This window comes from Pseudomonas sp. CCNWLW23, from assembly GCF_037095675.1.
GTDB lineage: Bacteria > Pseudomonadota > Gammaproteobacteria > Pseudomonadales > Pseudomonadaceae > Aquipseudomonas > Aquipseudomonas atacamensis.
In genome coordinates this window covers 43,541-59,621 of sequence record NZ_JBAWKM010000025.1, presented here as the reverse complement: position 1 = coordinate 59,621, position 16,081 = coordinate 43,541, and the positions used below count along the sequence as shown (strand labels likewise).

Sequence of the window (16,081 nt, the reverse complement as noted above, 5' to 3'; positions counted from 1 at the left end):
ATCTATAGAGATAACCGCACCGCCAACGCCGCCAACGTCACCAGCAACACCGGCACCGTCAGCACAATCCCGACGCGGAAGTAATAGCCCCAGCCAATGTGAATGCCCTTGCGCTCCAGCACATGCAACCACAACAAGGTCGCCAGACTGCCGATCGGAGTGATCTTCGGCCCCAGGTCGCTACCGACGACGTTGGCGTAGATCATCGCTTCCTTGATCACGCCGCTGGCCTGACTGGCGTCGATCGACAGCAAGCCAATCAACACCGTTGGCAAGTTGTTCATGATCGACGACAGCAGCGCCGTCAGCACCCCGGTGCCCATGGCCGCGCCCCATACACCGTGCTCAGCGAACACGTCCAGCCACCCGGCGAGGTAACCGGTGAGCCCGGCGTTGCGCAGGCCGTACACCACCAGGTACATGCCCAGCGAGAAAATCACGATCTGCCACGGCGCTTCTTTCATAACCTTGCGCGTGGAGATCTTGTGGCCGCGCGCAGCGATGCCCAGTAGCAGCGCAGCACACACCGCCGAAATTGCGCTGATTGGAATGCCCAGCGGTTCCAGAGCGAAGCAGCCAATCAACAGGATCACCAGCACCGCCCAACCGGCATAGAACGTCGCTTTGTCGTGGATCGCGGTATGCGGGTTTTCCAGTTGTGCAGGATCGTACGCCGCCGGGATGTCGCGGCGAAAAAACCACAGCAACATGCCCAGCGTCGCCGCCACGCTGACGAAGTTGACCGGCACCATCACCGCTGCATAGCGGTTGAAGCCGATGTGGAAGAAATCCGCCGAAACGATGTTGACCAGGTTCGACACCACCAGCGGCAGGCTCGCCGTGTCGGCAATGAACCCGGCGCCCATGACGAAGGCCAGCGTCGCCGCCGGTGAAAAGCGCAGTGCCAGCAGCATCGAAATCACGATCGGCGTGAGAATCAGCGCCGCGCCGTCATTGGCGAACAACGCCGAGACCAGCGCGCCGAGCAGCACCATGAAGGCAAACAATTTTCGCCCGCTGCCCCGCCCCCAGCGCGCCACATGCAGCGCCGCCCAGTTGAAAAAGCCAGCCTCGTCGAGCAACAGACTGATGATGATCAGCGCCACGAAGGTGCCGGTGGCGTTCCAGATGATCTGCCAGACCAGCGGGATATCCGTGAGGTGGACGACGCCGAAAATCAACGCCAGCACGGCGCCCAACGTTGCACTCCAGCCGACGCCGAGCCCCTTGGGTTGCCAGATGACGAGGGTGATGGTCAGCAGGAAAATCAGTGACGCAGCGAGCATTCGCAGAAGCCTTCAAATAGCGAAACGGATGGAAGTCGAACAAATGTGGGAGCGAGCCTGCTCGCGAAAGCGGTGAGCCAGACATGAAATTATTATCTGACACACAGCCTTCGCGAGCAGACTCGCTCCCACAGTGAGTTTCGGTGAGCTTATTTCTTGTGTTGCTCGACGAACTGGCCGTAGGCATCGATGAATTTCTGCAGGAACGGTTTCACCGAGTCGCTCAGCTTGCCCGCTTCGTCGAACGCGTTACCGGCGCCGCCCAGGTAGGCTTCCGGCTGTTGTAGGCAATGGATATCGAGAAAAACAAAAGTCTGACGCAGGTGCTGATTAGCGCCGAAGCCACCAATGGCGCCTGGCGATACGCTGATCACCGCACCGGGTTTGCCGCTCCAAGCGCTCTGGCCATAAGGGCGCGAACCGACGTCGATGGCGTTCTTCAACGGTGCCGGGATCGAGCGGTTGTACTCGGGGGTGACAAACAGCACCGCGTCGGATGACGCCACTTTCTGACGGAAAGTGCTGTAGGCTGCCGGCGGAGAAGCGCCGTCGATGTCTTCGTTGTACAGCGGCAGCTCACCGATTTCGACAATCTCGAGCTTGAGATTGGCCGGCGCCAGTTCGGCGAGGGCCAGTGCGACTTTGCGATTGATCGATGCTTTGCGCAGGCTACCGACCACTACAGCGACGTTGTAGACATTGCTCATGGATGACTCTCGATGGTCCGTGGGAAGAGTCGCTAGTTATAGATGATCCAGTGACGCTTTCACCAGTGGTCATTGGTTTTTCCTGCGCGGCGAATATTTTTTTCCTGTAGGAAAACTTACCGAGCTTGGTGACGGTCTACAAAGCCGCAAATCAAGCGTTTTATCTCCAGAGGTTCTAAGCAGATGGCAGCAGTACTCGTCGGTCAGTTTCATGCAAGAGATGCGGAAGGCCGTGTTTATTCCGTGCATGAATTCCAGGAATCGAACCCGTCTGCAGACGGATCCACTGGCTCGGAGCCCATTTACAGACTGGCCATTGGCGATCGGGTCAACAAGGTCAGTGACAGCGAGTTTCTCCTGGTTCAATCAGGCATTACCCTGATTCGCGAACCTGAGCCAACCGTCGCTCAATAACCCAGCGTTATGAGCAGAAGTCATGCGAGCGGACTTGGGGTAGGATTCAGCGTCTGACCCCACCTGCTGAACATGGACTTCACGCATGCGTTTACGCCACATCGAAGTGATTCAGGCGCTCTTGCAGACCGGTCACCTGGGCACCGCCGCCGAATGGCTGCAACTGCCGGTGACCGAGGTCGAAGAGCGTTTGCGCGAAGCCGAGAGTCAGCTGGGGTTCATGCTGTTTGCCAGCGTTCGCGGGCGTTTGCAATCGACCCCTGAAGCGCGCGCCTTGCAAGTGGAAATCGCGCACATCTATGAGGCGCTGGAACCGGTGCAGCGTCTGGCCAGCAGCCTCAAGCAATACCTCGCCCCGCCCTTGCGCATCATCGGCACCCCGCCGCTGGCCCAGCAATTGCTGCCACAAAGCCTTGCGACTCTGCGTCGGCGCTTGCCGGACGCACCGTGCAGCCTGCTCAGCGCGCCGACTCGCGACATCGTTCGCAGCCTGTTACTGCGCGAAAGCGATCTGGGCCTGAGCCTGCACGATCCCGAACACCCCGATATCCATTGCCAGCCGTTGGCCCAGGGCAAGCTGCAATTGCTCGCTCCGCACGGCTGGCTGCAACCGAAACAGAAATACATATCCCTTGCAGATCTGGCCGGTCAGGCCATGGTCGGTCTCGAAGGGCATGATCCGCTGAGCCCGGCACTGGAAAACAAACTCCAGGCCTTGCGCCCGGCGCCAAGCATTCAGACCCGCGTGCAGACCCATCAGATGATGCGCAGCATGGTCGAGGCCGGCGAAGGCCTGGCGATCGTCGACCCCTTCACCGCGTTGGGCGCCCGCGCCGGTGGGCTTGACGTCTGCCCGCTCTCACCGGCTGTGCCGATCAACCTCTACGCACTGACCTTCAAACATGCCACGCCGTCGGCGGCGATTCAGACACTGCTGGCCATCGTCACGGAACAAGCCGAGGCGATGTTGTCGAGCTGAGTGGTTTTTCCAGCGGATTATCGAACAGGCGATACCAGAACAATGCGACTTCGGCGGTGTGCGGATCGATGCCGCGATAGCGCAACTGGTCGATGCCGCCGATCACATAACCGCAGCGCTCATACAGCCGACAGGCGCCGAGGTTGTTGTTCTGGGTTTCGAGCATGATGCCCGGCAGCTTCTTCTTGCGACTCCAGAACTGCGCGACATCGAGCAACGCCTTGGCCACGCCGTGGCGACGGGCCGGGGCATGCACCGCCAGTTCATCGATGTGGGCAAAGCCGTTCCAGTTGGTGCTGATCACCAGGTGACCGACCGGCTCGTCGTCCAGGTACGCCATGAAAATCGCACTGTCGGGCGCGTTGTGAAAGGCGCTGAACTCTTCCGGATCGATGCCGTAGCACTTGCGGTACGGCACGATTGGCGTCACCGGCCACTGCTCGACCGGCTTGCCGATCACGGCGGCGCCATAGGCGGCGACTTCGAAACTGAAGTCGCTGCCCCAGATATACGGCGCAAAACCTTCGTCGGCGACCCGCACCGACAACCCTGGGTATTTCGGATTCATGACCGGTTGCATACTGGGAAAAGTCCTCATTCCTTGACGCAGCCGACAGTGTCGACCTTGCTGTCGCGATGGATGATTGCCAGCGCAAATTTCAACTCTTTGTACATGGGGCTCAGTGTCCTGAGGCGGCAGATTTGCGCCTGACCAGTGCACTCAGGGTAGAGGGTTGCGACGAATGTGGCGAGAGTGGCCACTTGGCTCCATGTCGCCAAACGCAAAAAATCGCTGCCTTCCTGGTCCCTACTATGGAATGCAATCCCCATAGGAACTGCCGAAGGCTGCGATCTTTTGATCTTGATCTTTAGACCTTTCAGACCTGCGCATCAGCCTCGGCAATCTGCGTCCACAACGCCGGCGCCCCCGCCGATTTGGCGATGATTTCCAGCCGCACCAGATGCGCCGCCAGTTCTTCTTCGGTCGCCCGGATGATGCGTGCTGGCTGACGATCGACCGGCAGGCGGCGGATTTCGGTAGCCGAGTTGTCGGCGCCCTCGCCCGTGCCATTGCCGTCGGACGCGTTGCCAGCCAGCGACAGGCTGGTCTGGCCGCCGGTCATGGTCAGGTAGACGTCGGCGAGAATCTCCGAGTCGAGCAAGGCGCCGTGCAGTTCACGGCCGGAGTTGTCGACGCCGTAACGTTTGCACAACGCGTCGAGGCTGTTGCGCTGCCCCGGGTGACGTTCCCGGGCCATCATCAGGGTATCGAGGATGGTGCAATGCTGGGTGATATCGGCGCGATCGTGCTGGCCCATCAAGGCGAATTCGTTGTTGATGAAGCCAACGTCGAACGCCGCGTTGTGAATGATCAGCTGTGCGCCCTGGATGAACTCGAAGAACTCGTCGGCGACTTCGGCAAAGCGCGGCTTGCCAACGAGGAATTCGTTGGTAATACCGTGCACACCGATCGCACCCTCGTCGCTCTCGCGATCCGGTTGCAGATAAACGTGAAAATGCCGGCCCGTCAGGCGCCGACCGATCAGTTCGACGCAACCGATTTCAATGATCCGGTGACCATCGGTCACCGGCATGCCGGTGGTTTCGGTATCGAGTACTACCATCCTGTTAGGTGTATTTTTGTAAACCGTCATCGCTGCCTGCCTATAAATACGCCCTAAATCTTAACATATCGAGAGAGAATCATCGCAAGGAGCAATGACGAGATGTAAACACTCCATATCATTCCATCAAAGTACGCCAGAGTGTAAACATGATCTATACAACCAAGACCTTCATTGCGAATAACGGTGAACGCTTCTCTCAGCTTCACGAAGCTGATGAACCTGGTTTCCCTTTATTTTACCCAACTGCGTATATCCTCCGCGCTGTGCGCCCCTCCGCTACCCACGAAACGCAAAAGGTCCACCTCGCTGTGATAAAGCGAATCTGTGAGTGGGAGTCCAGCAGAAATGTCGATCTAGCTAGGAATTTCCAAGCCTTCAAATTTCTCAGTGCTGTGCAGATTGATGACTTGGCGAACTATCTGCGCGCCAGCAAGCTGGGTCACAAAGGAGACGTCATAAGTAGCCCAAAGTACAACACATACGTTGTTTATGCTGCTGGTTATCTTCGCTGGTTGGCGCAAGAGGTCATCACCGATTCCAACACCCGTGACATCAGGGATGCAGTTGAGGCGCAACACAAATCGATGCTCAGTAAAAAGAGACGAAAGGCTGGGTCAAAGTCGGCACGCGAGCAAAGGACTGCGACTGCGAAATTGCCCGCGGAAGCCCGTAACCAACTTCTAGACCTATTCGATAAACCTTTTGAGGACCTCCAGCAACCGCAAGACTTTGGACCCAGGATGCGTAATGTCGTGATGCTGCGCGTTCTTTACGAAACGGGCATGCGATTGGGCGAGTTACTTAGTTTAAAACTCAAACACTTCATCGAATCTGGTGGCGGCGACAGTGCCTACTTGGATATTGAGCGGAATCACAATGATAAGGTCGACAGCCGACTAAATCAGCCTGTTGCTAAAACCACGGGGCGCAGGTTACCAATATCGGAAAGTCTCGAAGAGCAGTTAATGGAATATCGAAATGATTGGCGGGCAGAAGTACCGGGGGTCGGATTCTCGGATAACGCCTTCATTTTTGTAGTCCACCGTGGAGGTCGTAGCCAAGGCAAAGCACTCCCCAAAACTGCGTTTAGTTCAGCGCTTGCTAATCTCAAGAAATTCTTTCGCCCCTTAACGTCCGTACACCCTCATTTATTGAGACATGATTGGAATTATCGCTATTCTAAGCTGGCAGATAGCCTGGGTATCCCTTATGAGGAGGAACGCACTTTGAGGGAGCAACAGATGGGCTGGGTGCCTGGCTCACCAATGTCACGTGTCTACAATCTCCGCCACATTGAAGAAAAGTCACTTGAAGTTGGAAGAAAAATCGCCTCTGACACAGCTAGGGCTACAGTATGAACAATGAAACCTCTACGCTAAGCATGCCAATTTTGTTTGATCTGGATCTCCAGCGGACTGAACGCGCTAGGCAGGTAAATGGGATTTACTATTGGGAAGAAGATGATTTAATCCGCATCGGTCAACGACGACTCAGATGGTCGAGAGCGCTTTCGCAGCTGAGCCCCAGTCTCAAAGCGTCTTTCAAACAAAACCTTATCTCCTTCTCAAGTCAAGGTGATTATTCGCCCAATAGCTTCACATCTCTCTGCGAATCGATAATGGGAGCGCTGAAGGCATTCCCCACCAGTACTTTTGACACCAACTGGGTATCACAGGCGTTGAGATGCTCTTCCTTCCACCGATACAAGAGCGGAATCAAACGATTCTTCCTCCATTGGCAAGAGCTCGATAGCACAGCCATTAGTCCGGAATCCTTGCGCTTACTGCATGACGCTAGCGCCATCCGCACGGGGCCGCGCAATGTTCTTTCGGACGACCCAGAGAAAAGTTGGCTAACCAATGAGGAATATGAGGGCCTACTTAGCGCAGTTTGGAGTAACTACGACAACGGCGTCTCTAGCACTCAGGTGACGCTGATTAAGTTACTATCAATGCAATATGCCCGAAGACCAAGACAGATTGCACTTCTCAAAATCGGTGATATACGTGAATGCGAAGACTTGGTTGGCCAAGGCCTCAAAGGGCGCTTCATCGCCTTTCCGGGCATCAAGGATATCACTGCTGAAAACGATTTTCGTGACAGCAAATTTGAACTACACCAAGTACCTGATCACCTGTGGAATCTATGTTGTTTACAGCGCCATGAAGCCAAGGACCTTTATGAGCAGACCTTGAGTCATTCGCTGTGTGATCTTCAATTAAGTAAATTACCATTATTCTGCAGCGAAGCACGTATAAAAGAGGCCCGGCAAATTATCGAAAATCAGTACCACCTGAATATTTTTGAAAATCTAGACAGTGAGCTATTTCACCTAAAAAAAATAGTTATGATTGATATACTCACATGGAAGAACAACACCCCGAATTGCAATTATGGTTTAAAGCCCCATAAGCGATCATTGCGACCTAAACCTCCGATCACCGTCCGCACTGGCCAGATAATGGTTGTCACCGCGACACGGATGCGCCATACGAGAGCACGCCAGTTAGCTAGAAAAGGAGTGCCCAAACACATGCTCTCTCATTGGCTGGGCCACATTTCTGAAAAGTCGGTGGAGGCGTACTACAATGACCCCGCCGAGCAAGCGCGCCAACTCGATGAAGCAATGGCCCCAGCATTGGCACCGCTGGCAATGGCTTTTACAGGAGCGTTGATCGACTCCGAACGGCAGTCCACAAAAGCAAGTGATCCGACCAGCCGGCTGGAGTTTGCCCGTGCAGGCACGCTCAAGAATGTCGGTATCTGCGGAAAACACAGCTTCTGCACCACAACATCCGTACCTATTCCGTGCTACCGCTGCAAGCATTTCGAGCCTCTAGTCGATGCGCCGCATCATGAGGTACTAGAGGCACTCTTGGAACGACAGACGGCCGAGGAACAGATGGTGAAAATCGGCGGTCCGCGAAACCTACTTGCACCCATTGACCTCTCATCTGACATTCGTGCCGTCGAAAACTGCATTGAACGCTGCAATGCTCGTAGAACTGAACGGGAGATGGACCAATGAACCAGGCAAAATATTAGCAGACCTTCGCATCCTCACCATCAAACCACTCCTTACGTCGGCAAGCACGAAAAGATGTCAGGGCGATAGAGATACCAGGCTAGGACGCACTACCGGCGACTTTGCCGAGGTGCTCTAACGAAACGCTAGTGAAGCGCAGGAAACCGTCGACATCATCATTACTACCATCAGATGGCTGCTAATGAGTGACTGATGGGCTAGATGCCCGCCCGTATATATCAAGGCTATACCACTTACGCCATATCGAAGAAAAATCACATCAAACCGGCTAAAAAACCGCTTCTGACACGAAGAGGGATACGAAGTGAACAATAAGACCGCCTCGACGCCCATGTTGCTTGAACTCGATCTCAATCGGACTCAACGCCCCGGCCAGTACGACGTGTCATTTTATTGGGACGACGACGTTCTTATTAGTGCAGGCCTGAATCGGATAAATATGGCCAAAGGCCTGTCACCGCTAAGTCCCTCTCTCAAGGCGTCATTCAAACTAAATCTCATCTCATTCACGAAGCATGGCGACTATGCGCCCAGGACCTACGAGGGTCTTTTCCAAGCGATACGCATGGCGCTCAATGATTACCCCACAAGCATCTTTGATCGCAACTGGATAGCTCAGGCGCAGACCCGGCCCGTATTCCAAGTTAATAAGAGACCAATCCTCCGTTTTTTCCTGTACTGGCAGGAGCATGACAGCGACATCATTAGTCAGGATGCCCTGCGCTTGTTGAAGGATACTGCTGCGTACCGCCGAGGTCCGCGGAATGTACTATCGGACGATCCGAAGAAAAGCTGGCTTACCGATGAAGAGTATGAAGACCTGCTGAGCGCCGTATGGGAAAACTACGACAGCGGCGTCTCTGGCATCCAGGTGACGCTCATGAGGTTACTTTCGATGCAATATGCGCGACGGCCCATACAGATCGCACACCTTAAACTTGGGGATGTTCGTGACAGCGATGGATCAGATAGTCAGGGCCTTATTGGGCCCATCATTGACTTTCCGGGCGTAAAAGACTTTTCAGCCGAAAACGATTTTCGTGACAGCAAGTTCGAGCCTCATCCGCTGGCCGATCACTTGTGGGATTTATGCCATGTCCAACGCAACGAAGTCAAAGCGCTGTACGAATATAATCTGGGCTTCGCACTCACGGACGATCAACTGAATAAACTACCGCTCTTTTGCATGGAAAAAAGCATCAAACAAGCCCGGCAAACCATCGAAAGGCACCATCAATACAACCTTTGTGAGAGTTTGGACAGCCGGCTTTTTCACCTGCGGACACTCCAGGTATCCCAGGTTCTTCGCTGGGCGGAGAACACCCCAACTTGCAACTACGGTGCGTTGCTACCCAAGCCGCCGATCAGCTACCGCACCAACCAGGAAATGGTTGTTAATGCAACGCGGATACGCCATACGCGGGCGCGCCAGCTCGCCCGAAAAGGCGTACCCCAAGACGTGCTTTCGCACTGGCTGGGCCATACGGTTGAACGCTCACTGACTGCCTACTACAACGACCCCGCCGAACTGGCACGGCAACTCGATGAAGCAATGGCCCCAGTATTGGCTCCGCTTGCAATGGCTTTCGCCGGAACACTAATCGACTCGGAGGATCAAGCATTGAGGGCAAGCGACCCAACCAGCCGACTCGAGTTCGCAAGCGCAGGTGTACTCAATACCGTTGGTCGTTGTGGCAAGCACAGTTTCTGCGCCACTACCTCTGTACCCATTCCGTGCTACCGCTGCAAGCATTTCGAACCCTTAGTCGATGCCCCGCATTATGAGGTGTTAGAGGCGTTGGTCGGGAGGCAAATTGCCGAGGATCACGTTCTGAAAATTGGCGGCCCGCGAAACCTGCTGATACCCATCGACCTCTCGGCTGACATTCGCGCCGTCAAAAATTGCATCGCGCGCTGCAGCGCCCGCAAAGCCGAACGGGAGTTTACTTCATGAACCAGATTATCGAGTTCATCCCCAAGCGCGAATTGTCGTACAAGCAAAATCTCAACGAGTTCATTGCCCTGGCCCGCGACGATCTGACGCTATGGTCAACCATCGAAGGTTTTTCCTGGAACGCTGACATATGGCCAACGACACACAGGACCGTTCGCTTCACCAACTTTGAATATAGAAATCTGCACTCCACCAAGTCCCCCGAACCACATCAATTGATGCACCCAGCTTTTATCGAGGTTGCAAAGGCCTACCTTCGCTACAAGCATACATTGCATTCAAGCAAGCGAATATCGGACGAGCTAAGTGCACTGCGGGCGATAGAATTAGCCTTGCGGCAGGACATGGCAGTGCCCGATATCACCAAGTTTCAACAGAGACACTGGGACAGCGCCGTAAGCGCCCTTGAGCCTGTGGCTAGCCGCCAAAAAACTGCCGGCACCATGCGCCGAATCCTGATGATACTGTCGGACCTTTTTATCCTCAGTGTCGATCCGAGCTACTGGAAGAATCCCTACGTCGGCCCACACAGCTACGACGTTGCAAATGGCGCAAGGGCAACAGATGAAGCTAAGTCGAAGAAAACACCAAATCAGGACGCGTTGCTGGTCGTTGCCGAAGTGTTCTCACGAGGCGCCAATGAAATGTTGGAGGACACTGATGTCATGGTGACCAGCATCACTGCACTTCTAATGAGCGCACCCATGCGCTTTGGAGAGACCCTTCGTTTTCGCACCGACTGTCTGCGTGATGACCGCGACAAGAATGGGACACGCCAATACTACCTAGCGTACTGGGTGCCGAAGACCCGGCAATTCACCCGCAAGGCCGTCCCCAGCACGATGGTCGAAGTCACGATAGAAGCGATCAGCCGGCTGACCGCAATCACCGAGGAGAGTCGTCGCCTAGCTCGATACATGGAGACCATTCCAGCAAAGTTTTACCGCCATGCGAACTGCCCAAATGTTCCTGACGACCAGGAGTTGACGAGCGATCAGGTGGTAAATGCGCTGGGTTTTCACAGCAGACAATCCTGTCAAAACTACCTTAAGGAAGCTACGGGCAAGTATGCACTGAAAGGCTTTACGCTGGACACCCTGTGGCAAATAGTGCTGACAGAGCATCGTAAGCTCAACCCGCATTTCCCATACCAGGAAGCGCTCGACAGCTCATCACAACCACCGCTCAAAATGTCCGAATCCCTACTATGCTTTCGCCGCCACCAACTGAGTAGGCATATCCACACAAGCCCCGTGCTGCTAGCCCCCTTCAATAGTGATTTTTATGGAGGTCGCTTACGCATTGGCAGTGAAGGATCAGAGCGCATGAATTTCTTCGCCAAGAATGGCTACGAAATCAACAAGCTTAAATCCCACAGCTTCCGCCATCTACTCACTAGGCTTGGGCGCATCAGCAATATCTCCGTGGACATGCTCACCGAATGGAGCAGTCGCGCCACCACAAAGCAGACTCGTACTTACTTGCACGACGACCCTGCTAAAGCTGCCGCCAGAGGAGCAATCGTGCTCGGGACAAACAAGGAGCAAATACCCAAAGAGCCGATCACCAGCGAAGAATCTGCGCTCTATAGCCAAGGACCATTTCATCGCAGCCGATACGGCATTTGCCGCCGTAGCTGGCGAGCTGGACCATGCAACAAATTCGCCGACTGCCTCAATTGCTCGGAGTTGCTCATGTGCAAGGGTGACAAGATCGCCGCCGAGATCATCAAACTGGATCGGGATAATCTCGTGCAGACATACACAGCAGCCCAAAATGCAATAGCGAATGGCGAACGGGCTGCATCACTCTGGACTGAAAAGGCCGGTCCACAGATTGAGCGACTCGACCAACTGATTGCCATCTTGCACAACCCTGCTATCCCTGACGGCAGCCCTATTGAAATGGCCGGTGAAGACTTCAGCCATGAAAAGGTAATCGTGTCCGAGAAGGCCAAAGCGGCAGGTGTGAATCTGTTGGACAGGAGTAAACTGGGCATTACTTACGGCGATGACTTGCTCGCTTGCCTAGAGCTACTTTGGGGTCCCGAAGATGCCTAAAACAATTGCTCAGAAGCACGAAAGAACTATCGCGCAGATGATTCGCAATTGGCCACCGGGCCATGCGTTGAGCTGGAACGCAGTCTGCATTGGTGCGCAAGGCATACTGGGATGGGAGAGCCCACCAACACGCCAAGCGCTCGACAAAAAAATAGTGATAAAGGTCGCCTACAAGTCCAAGAAAGAGCAATTGAAGATTGAGAAACAGAAGCTTGAGGGGATACCAAAGCCCCGTAGTACTCAGGATGCGATGAAAAAGATCATTCGGTTGCAGGCTGAGAACGATGCTCTCAAGGCTGAACTATCCAGAATGGCTGAGATGGCAAACAGGCTGATCTACAACGCGACCCTCTCGGGCCTTTCAAGAGAGAGGCTGATGGCCCCACTTCCAAGTATCCGTGAGCCTCAGAAATCAGCTCAACAATGAACTATCTAATTGAAATAATTCCAAGCTCTACGGTCATGAGGATTAGACGTTACGCCTGCCTTCGTCTTCCCTTATTGTTGACATTCCAATGAGTTGCAGGTCCTCCTCCAAGCGAGATAGAAATCTTCTGATATCGCCGGTGCTTTCTTTTCGCATATAACATGCTGCCATTAAGGTGACGGGATGGATGCCGAGAGCGCTGCAGAGTTCTTCGAGCTTATCAAGCGTTGGGCTGGTGCCACCTCGCTCGAGCAAGCTGACATTGGTCCGGCTACTGACGAGCGCAAAATCCTCCTGCGTAAGGTTTTTCTGAAGGCGAACCTGCCTCAGCGTAGCCCCAAATGCTTTTCTCAGTTCCATTTTGCTGTCTCACAAAAGGAACGATAAGGCTTCATTGCGCAATATATGACTACAACATATATTGGTCATTTGTGATACGGAGAGGCCTGCCATGAACCAGGAGCATGGACGATCGATGATATTTTCCAGCCTATTCAACGATGATTTTCTTGCACGCCCCTTCGTTCGACAGACGATAATGTGTCCATGGTTTTATCTGCACGCAGAGGTTCGTGAAGGCAAGGAGTTCGTGGGTGAGATGCTCATGGTCTCTTCGTTTGACTCACTGAAAGATATCCTTGAGCAGCAGCATGACTCCTTTCGAATTCGATCTATCCACTATGTCACCCCTGGTTTCGTCAACAAAACTGGTCAGTGGTGCATGGAGCCGCTTCTTGAAGCAAGCGAAGTGATCAATCAAGATGGGCAGAGAATACCGATTTTGACAGTTGCTGGCCGGTCGTATTCGCAATTGGAAATCAGCACCGAGATAGACCTAGCGAACGTCAAGGTATTGTTCACCCACAAGGCGGACGGGCATGACTGATTTTCCAGCAAAAAGGTCTCTGCCTCAGTCGTGGGGCCTACCGTACCCTTTCACTTCTGACGCACTCAGATGTGGTTTTTACGACTCAAGATCTTGTAGGAAGCTGTGGTGCCTCAAAAGAGTCATCACATAAACCAAGCACCGCTCGATTTTTCATATCATCGGCAATCAGCCACGCGACGATGGACCGTCAAAAACCTTCGTACGCTTCAAGGGCACACCGGCGAAAGCGGAGCCTTCCACCTTACTAAAAGCATCAATAGCATCGACGTTAAAAAAAGTACGATACTTGGACGACTTTTGCAGACGCTCAAGCTTGGCCCGGGCATTAGCTGCGATATCGCTATCAACTTCAGCGCTCATTCTTTGCACCCTTTTAAAGCACCGATACGTAAAAAAACCTGACGGAGACCTTGTCCGCGGTTTAGATACGCGTCTCGAGGATTTAGGCTGGTTTTACCCCCTAACACTCAAAGCCCCTCACTTTTTTCGGCGACGGGATTCTCGTCCAGTGAAATCAAAGCTTAATCCTGCGAGTGGGCCACACGGTTCTTGATCCGGATGACAATGGAGCAGGCTTTCACACAATTTGATATCCAGCTTATTCAATGAAATGCAGGCCTCGCTATCCTCAACCTCCGCTTCTGACTCACCTTCCCCGTCTTCCGGTACCGAAGATTCAGGGTTAGTCAAATAAAGAGCGAGCAATTTATGGTGTGGATAGCGGTTCTCAAAATTCCTGACCAACCCTTTGAAAATGCTTTCACCCGTGGGTGTGCCAGCAACTCGGCGAATCACATAGTCAGCGATAGCCAGGCGCACCTCGACCTCGTTTGAATCGAGTGGAAGATCCTCGTACCCATCTTCAAACCGGCTATAGGGTCGAAATTCGACGGGCTTATCAGTCATCATTCAGACCTCCTGCGCGGATATACTTTGATAGGTCAAACGGCCGTACACGAAACTACGGTATTACGATTGAAGTGAACGTCTTTGCGGGATCTAGGTGCGCCCTTCAAAGTACTTCAACACCAAAACAAATGGAACCACCGGAATCTCGTGTACGGCCAGCGAAGTCCAGGAGAGAACGACCTGCTATCCCTTTCAGGCTGGAGGGCCTCAGACATCCAATCAGCTGAGCTTTCAGTTAACCAGCAAGTGAGTCATCACATGAGTAATCGCAGCGAACGTTCAGGAGTAGCGAGCTCTGACGAAATATTGATGATCAAGAGTCGAGCAAGAGACAGGCTTGTTGAGGCGGTGTACGCAGCAGATCGTGAAAGCCTTGAGCTAGTGGCGGAATTTGTCAAAGCAGCTCTACGTGGCAACTCACCAATTCCACGACCACAACGATTTAGCTGTCTTGATAACGAGAAATAAAACGCCACGCACGGGTGCACTCACCTACCGTGCTGCAACGCAGGAACCACTATTGATGAGGATCACACTAGGTCATCCAACAGACCATCTTCGCGTAGAAGGTCAACTATCACCTGTTCCTCAATCGTATAGACACCGCGAGAAGTTTTCCAGACCAGTTTCTTTTCCTGCAGTGTCATGAGCGCTAGATGCACCTCTGGCACTTCGACCCTCTGCTCGCTTGTGGCTATGCCAGCGTTCGCTATCGCTTTGGCATACAAGTCCATAGTCGAAGATTCGAAGGGGGCGAAACCCTCACCCTCTGCACCCATCACACAAATGACGGCAGACTGGATCGGTGTGAGGCTATGAATCACCATCTTAAGATTCGCATTGAGCGCTTCCGCTTGCGCTCGGACAAGCTCGGCAAAACGCATCAGGATGGCTTTAGGGCCGACGGTGAGATCAAAACGGATACCGTCTGCGGCTGCGCTGAGAATTTCAGGGCGATAACCACTCTCTTGAAACAACTGGAATACATCTGAAGGGTCGAGATTATTTGGAAGGTCAAGCGCCTTGCAATACCAGTCAACGAAGTCTTCATCCAACATTGGGAGCTGCAGCATTGAGGCCCCAAAGAACGCCTCATCGCTGCTATTGCGAAGCATGGCAAGCTTGTTTTGGTTTGATCCGATGCAAACGATGCGAAGACCATAATGTTGGGAGCTGTTAAGTTCGTCCCTGGCCGCCTTTAGCGCGAAAAGTGCTGCGACGCCTTCGTCTGTCGTGATCGCATGCTGAGTTTCGTCGATTATCAGCACAATGAGTTTTTTCGCCTCATCGGACAGCGCTTCAAATGCCTTAGTGAGACCGATTTCATTCCCGAGCCCAATTTTGTTCACGTTGAAACTCACGCGACCGACACTTACCGCTTCCAGCCTGGGAGCTATCGCCAATCGGCTCATGAGTTCTTTGTCACGTCCAATAGCTTCTCGGAGAGTCTCGGCTATGACAGCTCCTGGCTCTGTCGTCAGGTCCTTCCAAAGATCGGCATACAACACAATGGCTCCCGCCTCTTCCAAGGCTGGCCTCAAATCTTCGCGGGCGAAAGTGGACTTTCCGGTTCGGCGTGGCGCTGTCAGGAAGACACCTGACGCAGCAGCACTGCCCACTGCCACTTGCGTTATCAGCTTAGTGAGCCGTGCAGCCAGCGCCCGACGACGGTAAAATTTTTTCTGCGACATTGTTGACCTTTGATGAGATCCATAGGGAATCAAAGAGTTGAAGCCTAATTTGAGCGGGATTTAGCATCGCGTCCAGCCAGCGTTGAGAGTA

The 16,081-nt window shown here is 53.6% G+C and carries 17 protein-coding genes; 8 read left to right on the top strand and 9 right to left on the bottom strand.

All coding sequences use genetic code 11. The features are described 5' to 3' along the window. Positions 1-2: 2 nt before the first annotated feature. Both V8J63_RS24515 and V8J63_RS24510 read right to left on the bottom strand, forming a co-directional pair. Positions 3-1,286 carry an arsenic transporter gene (locus tag V8J63_RS24515; protein WP_336464762.1) on the bottom strand — a complete coding sequence of 428 codons (1,284 nt, stop codon included), beginning with the start codon at positions 1,284-1,286 and terminating at the stop codon, positions 3-5. 149 nt (positions 1,287-1,435) lie between these two features. After that, complete coding sequence (locus V8J63_RS24510; RefSeq protein WP_024012496.1) at positions 1,436-1,993, bottom strand: NADPH-dependent FMN reductase; 558 nt, start codon at positions 1,991-1,993, stop codon at positions 1,436-1,438. Positions 1,994-2,176: 183 nt separating this feature from the next. On the opposite strand from V8J63_RS24510, the gene V8J63_RS24505 reads away from it, so the two are divergent. Together V8J63_RS24505 and V8J63_RS24500 are read left to right on the top strand one after the other, a co-directional pair. After that, complete coding sequence (locus V8J63_RS24505) at positions 2,177-2,407, top strand: hypothetical protein (protein WP_016774209.1); 231 nt, start codon at positions 2,177-2,179, stop codon at positions 2,405-2,407. An 85-nt stretch (positions 2,408-2,492) separates the two neighbouring features. Further along, positions 2,493-3,386: a LysR family transcriptional regulator gene (locus V8J63_RS24500; RefSeq protein WP_336464761.1), complete on the top strand. Its 894-nt coding sequence runs from the start codon at positions 2,493-2,495 to the stop codon at positions 3,384-3,386. Here V8J63_RS24500 and V8J63_RS24495 read toward each other — a convergent pair. The 3 genes from V8J63_RS24495 to dnaQ all read right to left on the bottom strand — a co-directional run bounded on the left by V8J63_RS24495 (position 3,352) and on the right by dnaQ (position 5,041). Beyond that, positions 3,352-3,966, bottom strand: coding sequence for a GNAT family N-acetyltransferase (locus V8J63_RS24495; RefSeq protein ID WP_016774208.1), 615 nt, complete (start codon positions 3,964-3,966; stop codon positions 3,352-3,354). The two genes, V8J63_RS24500 and V8J63_RS24495, sit on opposite strands and share 35 nt — an antisense overlap. 14 nt (positions 3,967-3,980) lie before the next feature. After that, positions 3,981-4,148, bottom strand: coding sequence for a hypothetical protein (locus tag V8J63_RS24490; protein ID WP_336464760.1), 168 nt, complete (start codon positions 4,146-4,148; stop codon positions 3,981-3,983). 116 nt (positions 4,149-4,264) lie between these two features. After that, on the bottom strand, positions 4,265-5,041 hold the full coding sequence (dnaQ, locus tag V8J63_RS24485) for a DNA polymerase III subunit epsilon (protein ID WP_442963540.1): 777 nt from the start codon (positions 5,039-5,041) through the stop codon (positions 4,265-4,267). A 119-nt stretch (positions 5,042-5,160) separates the two neighbouring features. On the opposite strand from dnaQ, the gene V8J63_RS24480 reads away from it, so the two are divergent. The 5 genes from V8J63_RS24480 to V8J63_RS24460 all read left to right on the top strand — a co-directional run bounded on the left by V8J63_RS24480 (position 5,161) and on the right by V8J63_RS24460 (position 12,501). After that, positions 5,161-6,372: a site-specific integrase gene (locus V8J63_RS24480; protein WP_336464759.1), complete on the top strand. Its 1,212-nt coding sequence runs from the start codon at positions 5,161-5,163 to the stop codon at positions 6,370-6,372. After that, on the top strand, positions 6,369-8,042 hold the full coding sequence (locus tag V8J63_RS24475; protein WP_336464758.1) for a site-specific integrase: 1,674 nt from the start codon (positions 6,369-6,371) through the stop codon (positions 8,040-8,042). The genes V8J63_RS24480 and V8J63_RS24475 overlap by 4 nt, the downstream gene beginning before the upstream one ends. 322 nt (positions 8,043-8,364) lie before the next feature. After that, positions 8,365-10,014 (top strand): site-specific integrase, encoded by a 1,650-nt coding sequence (locus V8J63_RS24470; RefSeq protein ID WP_336464757.1) that lies wholly within the window; start codon positions 8,365-8,367, stop codon positions 10,012-10,014. Continuing rightward, entirely contained in the window at positions 10,011-12,074 is a 2,064-nt protein-coding gene (locus tag V8J63_RS24465; protein ID WP_336464756.1) for an integrase, read from the top strand. Before V8J63_RS24470 ends, V8J63_RS24465 begins: the two co-directional genes overlap by 4 nt. Continuing rightward, positions 12,067-12,501, top strand: coding sequence for a hypothetical protein (locus V8J63_RS24460; protein ID WP_336464755.1), 435 nt, complete (start codon positions 12,067-12,069; stop codon positions 12,499-12,501). Before V8J63_RS24465 ends, V8J63_RS24460 begins: the two co-directional genes overlap by 8 nt. Before the next feature lie 42 nt (positions 12,502-12,543). Here V8J63_RS24460 and V8J63_RS24455 read toward each other — a convergent pair whose 3' ends face one another. Then, complete coding sequence (locus tag V8J63_RS24455; protein ID WP_336464754.1) at positions 12,544-12,861, bottom strand: helix-turn-helix domain-containing protein; 318 nt, start codon at positions 12,859-12,861, stop codon at positions 12,544-12,546. Between the two features lie 91 nt (positions 12,862-12,952). On the opposite strand from V8J63_RS24455, the gene V8J63_RS24450 reads away from it, so the two are divergent. After that, positions 12,953-13,387: a hypothetical protein gene (locus V8J63_RS24450; protein WP_336464753.1), complete on the top strand. Its 435-nt coding sequence runs from the start codon at positions 12,953-12,955 to the stop codon at positions 13,385-13,387. Positions 13,388-13,555: 168 nt separating this feature from the next. Here the strand turns inward: V8J63_RS24450 and V8J63_RS24445 are convergent, their stop codons facing one another. From V8J63_RS24445 to V8J63_RS24435, 3 genes are all read right to left on the bottom strand, one after another. Further along, entirely contained in the window at positions 13,556-13,750 is a 195-nt protein-coding gene (locus V8J63_RS24445) for a hypothetical protein (RefSeq protein ID WP_336464752.1), read from the bottom strand. Positions 13,751-13,867: 117 nt separating this feature from the next. Then, entirely contained in the window at positions 13,868-14,299 is a 432-nt protein-coding gene (locus V8J63_RS24440) for a hypothetical protein (RefSeq protein WP_336464751.1), read from the bottom strand. Positions 14,300-14,829: 530 nt separating this feature from the next. Beyond that, the gene (locus tag V8J63_RS24435) at positions 14,830-15,990 is read right to left on the bottom strand and encodes an ATP-binding protein (protein ID WP_336464750.1); all 1,161 of its coding nucleotides are present in this window, start codon (positions 15,988-15,990) and stop codon (positions 14,830-14,832) included. Between the last annotated feature and the right edge of the window lie 91 nt (positions 15,991-16,081).

Excerpts from the sequence above, each read along its gene's own strand:
- V8J63_RS24445 (WP_336464752.1), bottom strand. The coding sequence starts at position 13,750 with ATGAGCGCTGAAGTTGATAGCGATATCGCAGCTAATGCCCGGGCCAAG.
- V8J63_RS24435 (WP_336464750.1), bottom strand. The coding sequence starts at position 15,990 with ATGTCGCAGAAAAAATTTTACCGTCGTCGGGCGCTGGCTGCACGGCTC.
- V8J63_RS24455 (WP_336464754.1), bottom strand. The coding sequence starts at position 12,861 with ATGGAACTGAGAAAAGCATTTGGGGCTACGCTGAGGCAGGTTCGCCTT.
- V8J63_RS24440 (WP_336464751.1), bottom strand. The coding sequence starts at position 14,299 with ATGATGACTGATAAGCCCGTCGAATTTCGACCCTATAGCCGGTTTGAA.
- V8J63_RS24510 (WP_024012496.1), bottom strand. The coding sequence starts at position 1,993 with ATGAGCAATGTCTACAACGTCGCTGTAGTGGTCGGTAGCCTGCGCAAA.
- dnaQ (WP_442963540.1), bottom strand. The coding sequence starts at position 5,041 with ATGACGGTTTACAAAAATACACCTAACAGGATGGTAGTACTCGATACC.
- V8J63_RS24460 (WP_336464755.1), top strand. The coding sequence starts at position 12,067 with ATGCCTAAAACAATTGCTCAGAAGCACGAAAGAACTATCGCGCAGATG.
- V8J63_RS24475 (WP_336464758.1), top strand. The coding sequence starts at position 6,369 with ATGAACAATGAAACCTCTACGCTAAGCATGCCAATTTTGTTTGATCTG.
- V8J63_RS24480 (WP_336464759.1), top strand. The coding sequence starts at position 5,161 with ATGATCTATACAACCAAGACCTTCATTGCGAATAACGGTGAACGCTTC.
- V8J63_RS24500 (WP_336464761.1), top strand. The coding sequence starts at position 2,493 with ATGCGTTTACGCCACATCGAAGTGATTCAGGCGCTCTTGCAGACCGGT.
- V8J63_RS24495 (WP_016774208.1), bottom strand. The coding sequence starts at position 3,966 with ATGCAACCGGTCATGAATCCGAAATACCCAGGGTTGTCGGTGCGGGTC.
- V8J63_RS24465 (WP_336464756.1), top strand. The coding sequence starts at position 10,011 with ATGAACCAGATTATCGAGTTCATCCCCAAGCGCGAATTGTCGTACAAG.
- V8J63_RS24515 (WP_336464762.1), bottom strand. The coding sequence starts at position 1,286 with ATGCTCGCTGCGTCACTGATTTTCCTGCTGACCATCACCCTCGTCATC.
- V8J63_RS24505 (WP_016774209.1), top strand. The coding sequence starts at position 2,177 with ATGGCAGCAGTACTCGTCGGTCAGTTTCATGCAAGAGATGCGGAAGGC.
- V8J63_RS24450 (WP_336464753.1), top strand. The coding sequence starts at position 12,953 with ATGAACCAGGAGCATGGACGATCGATGATATTTTCCAGCCTATTCAAC.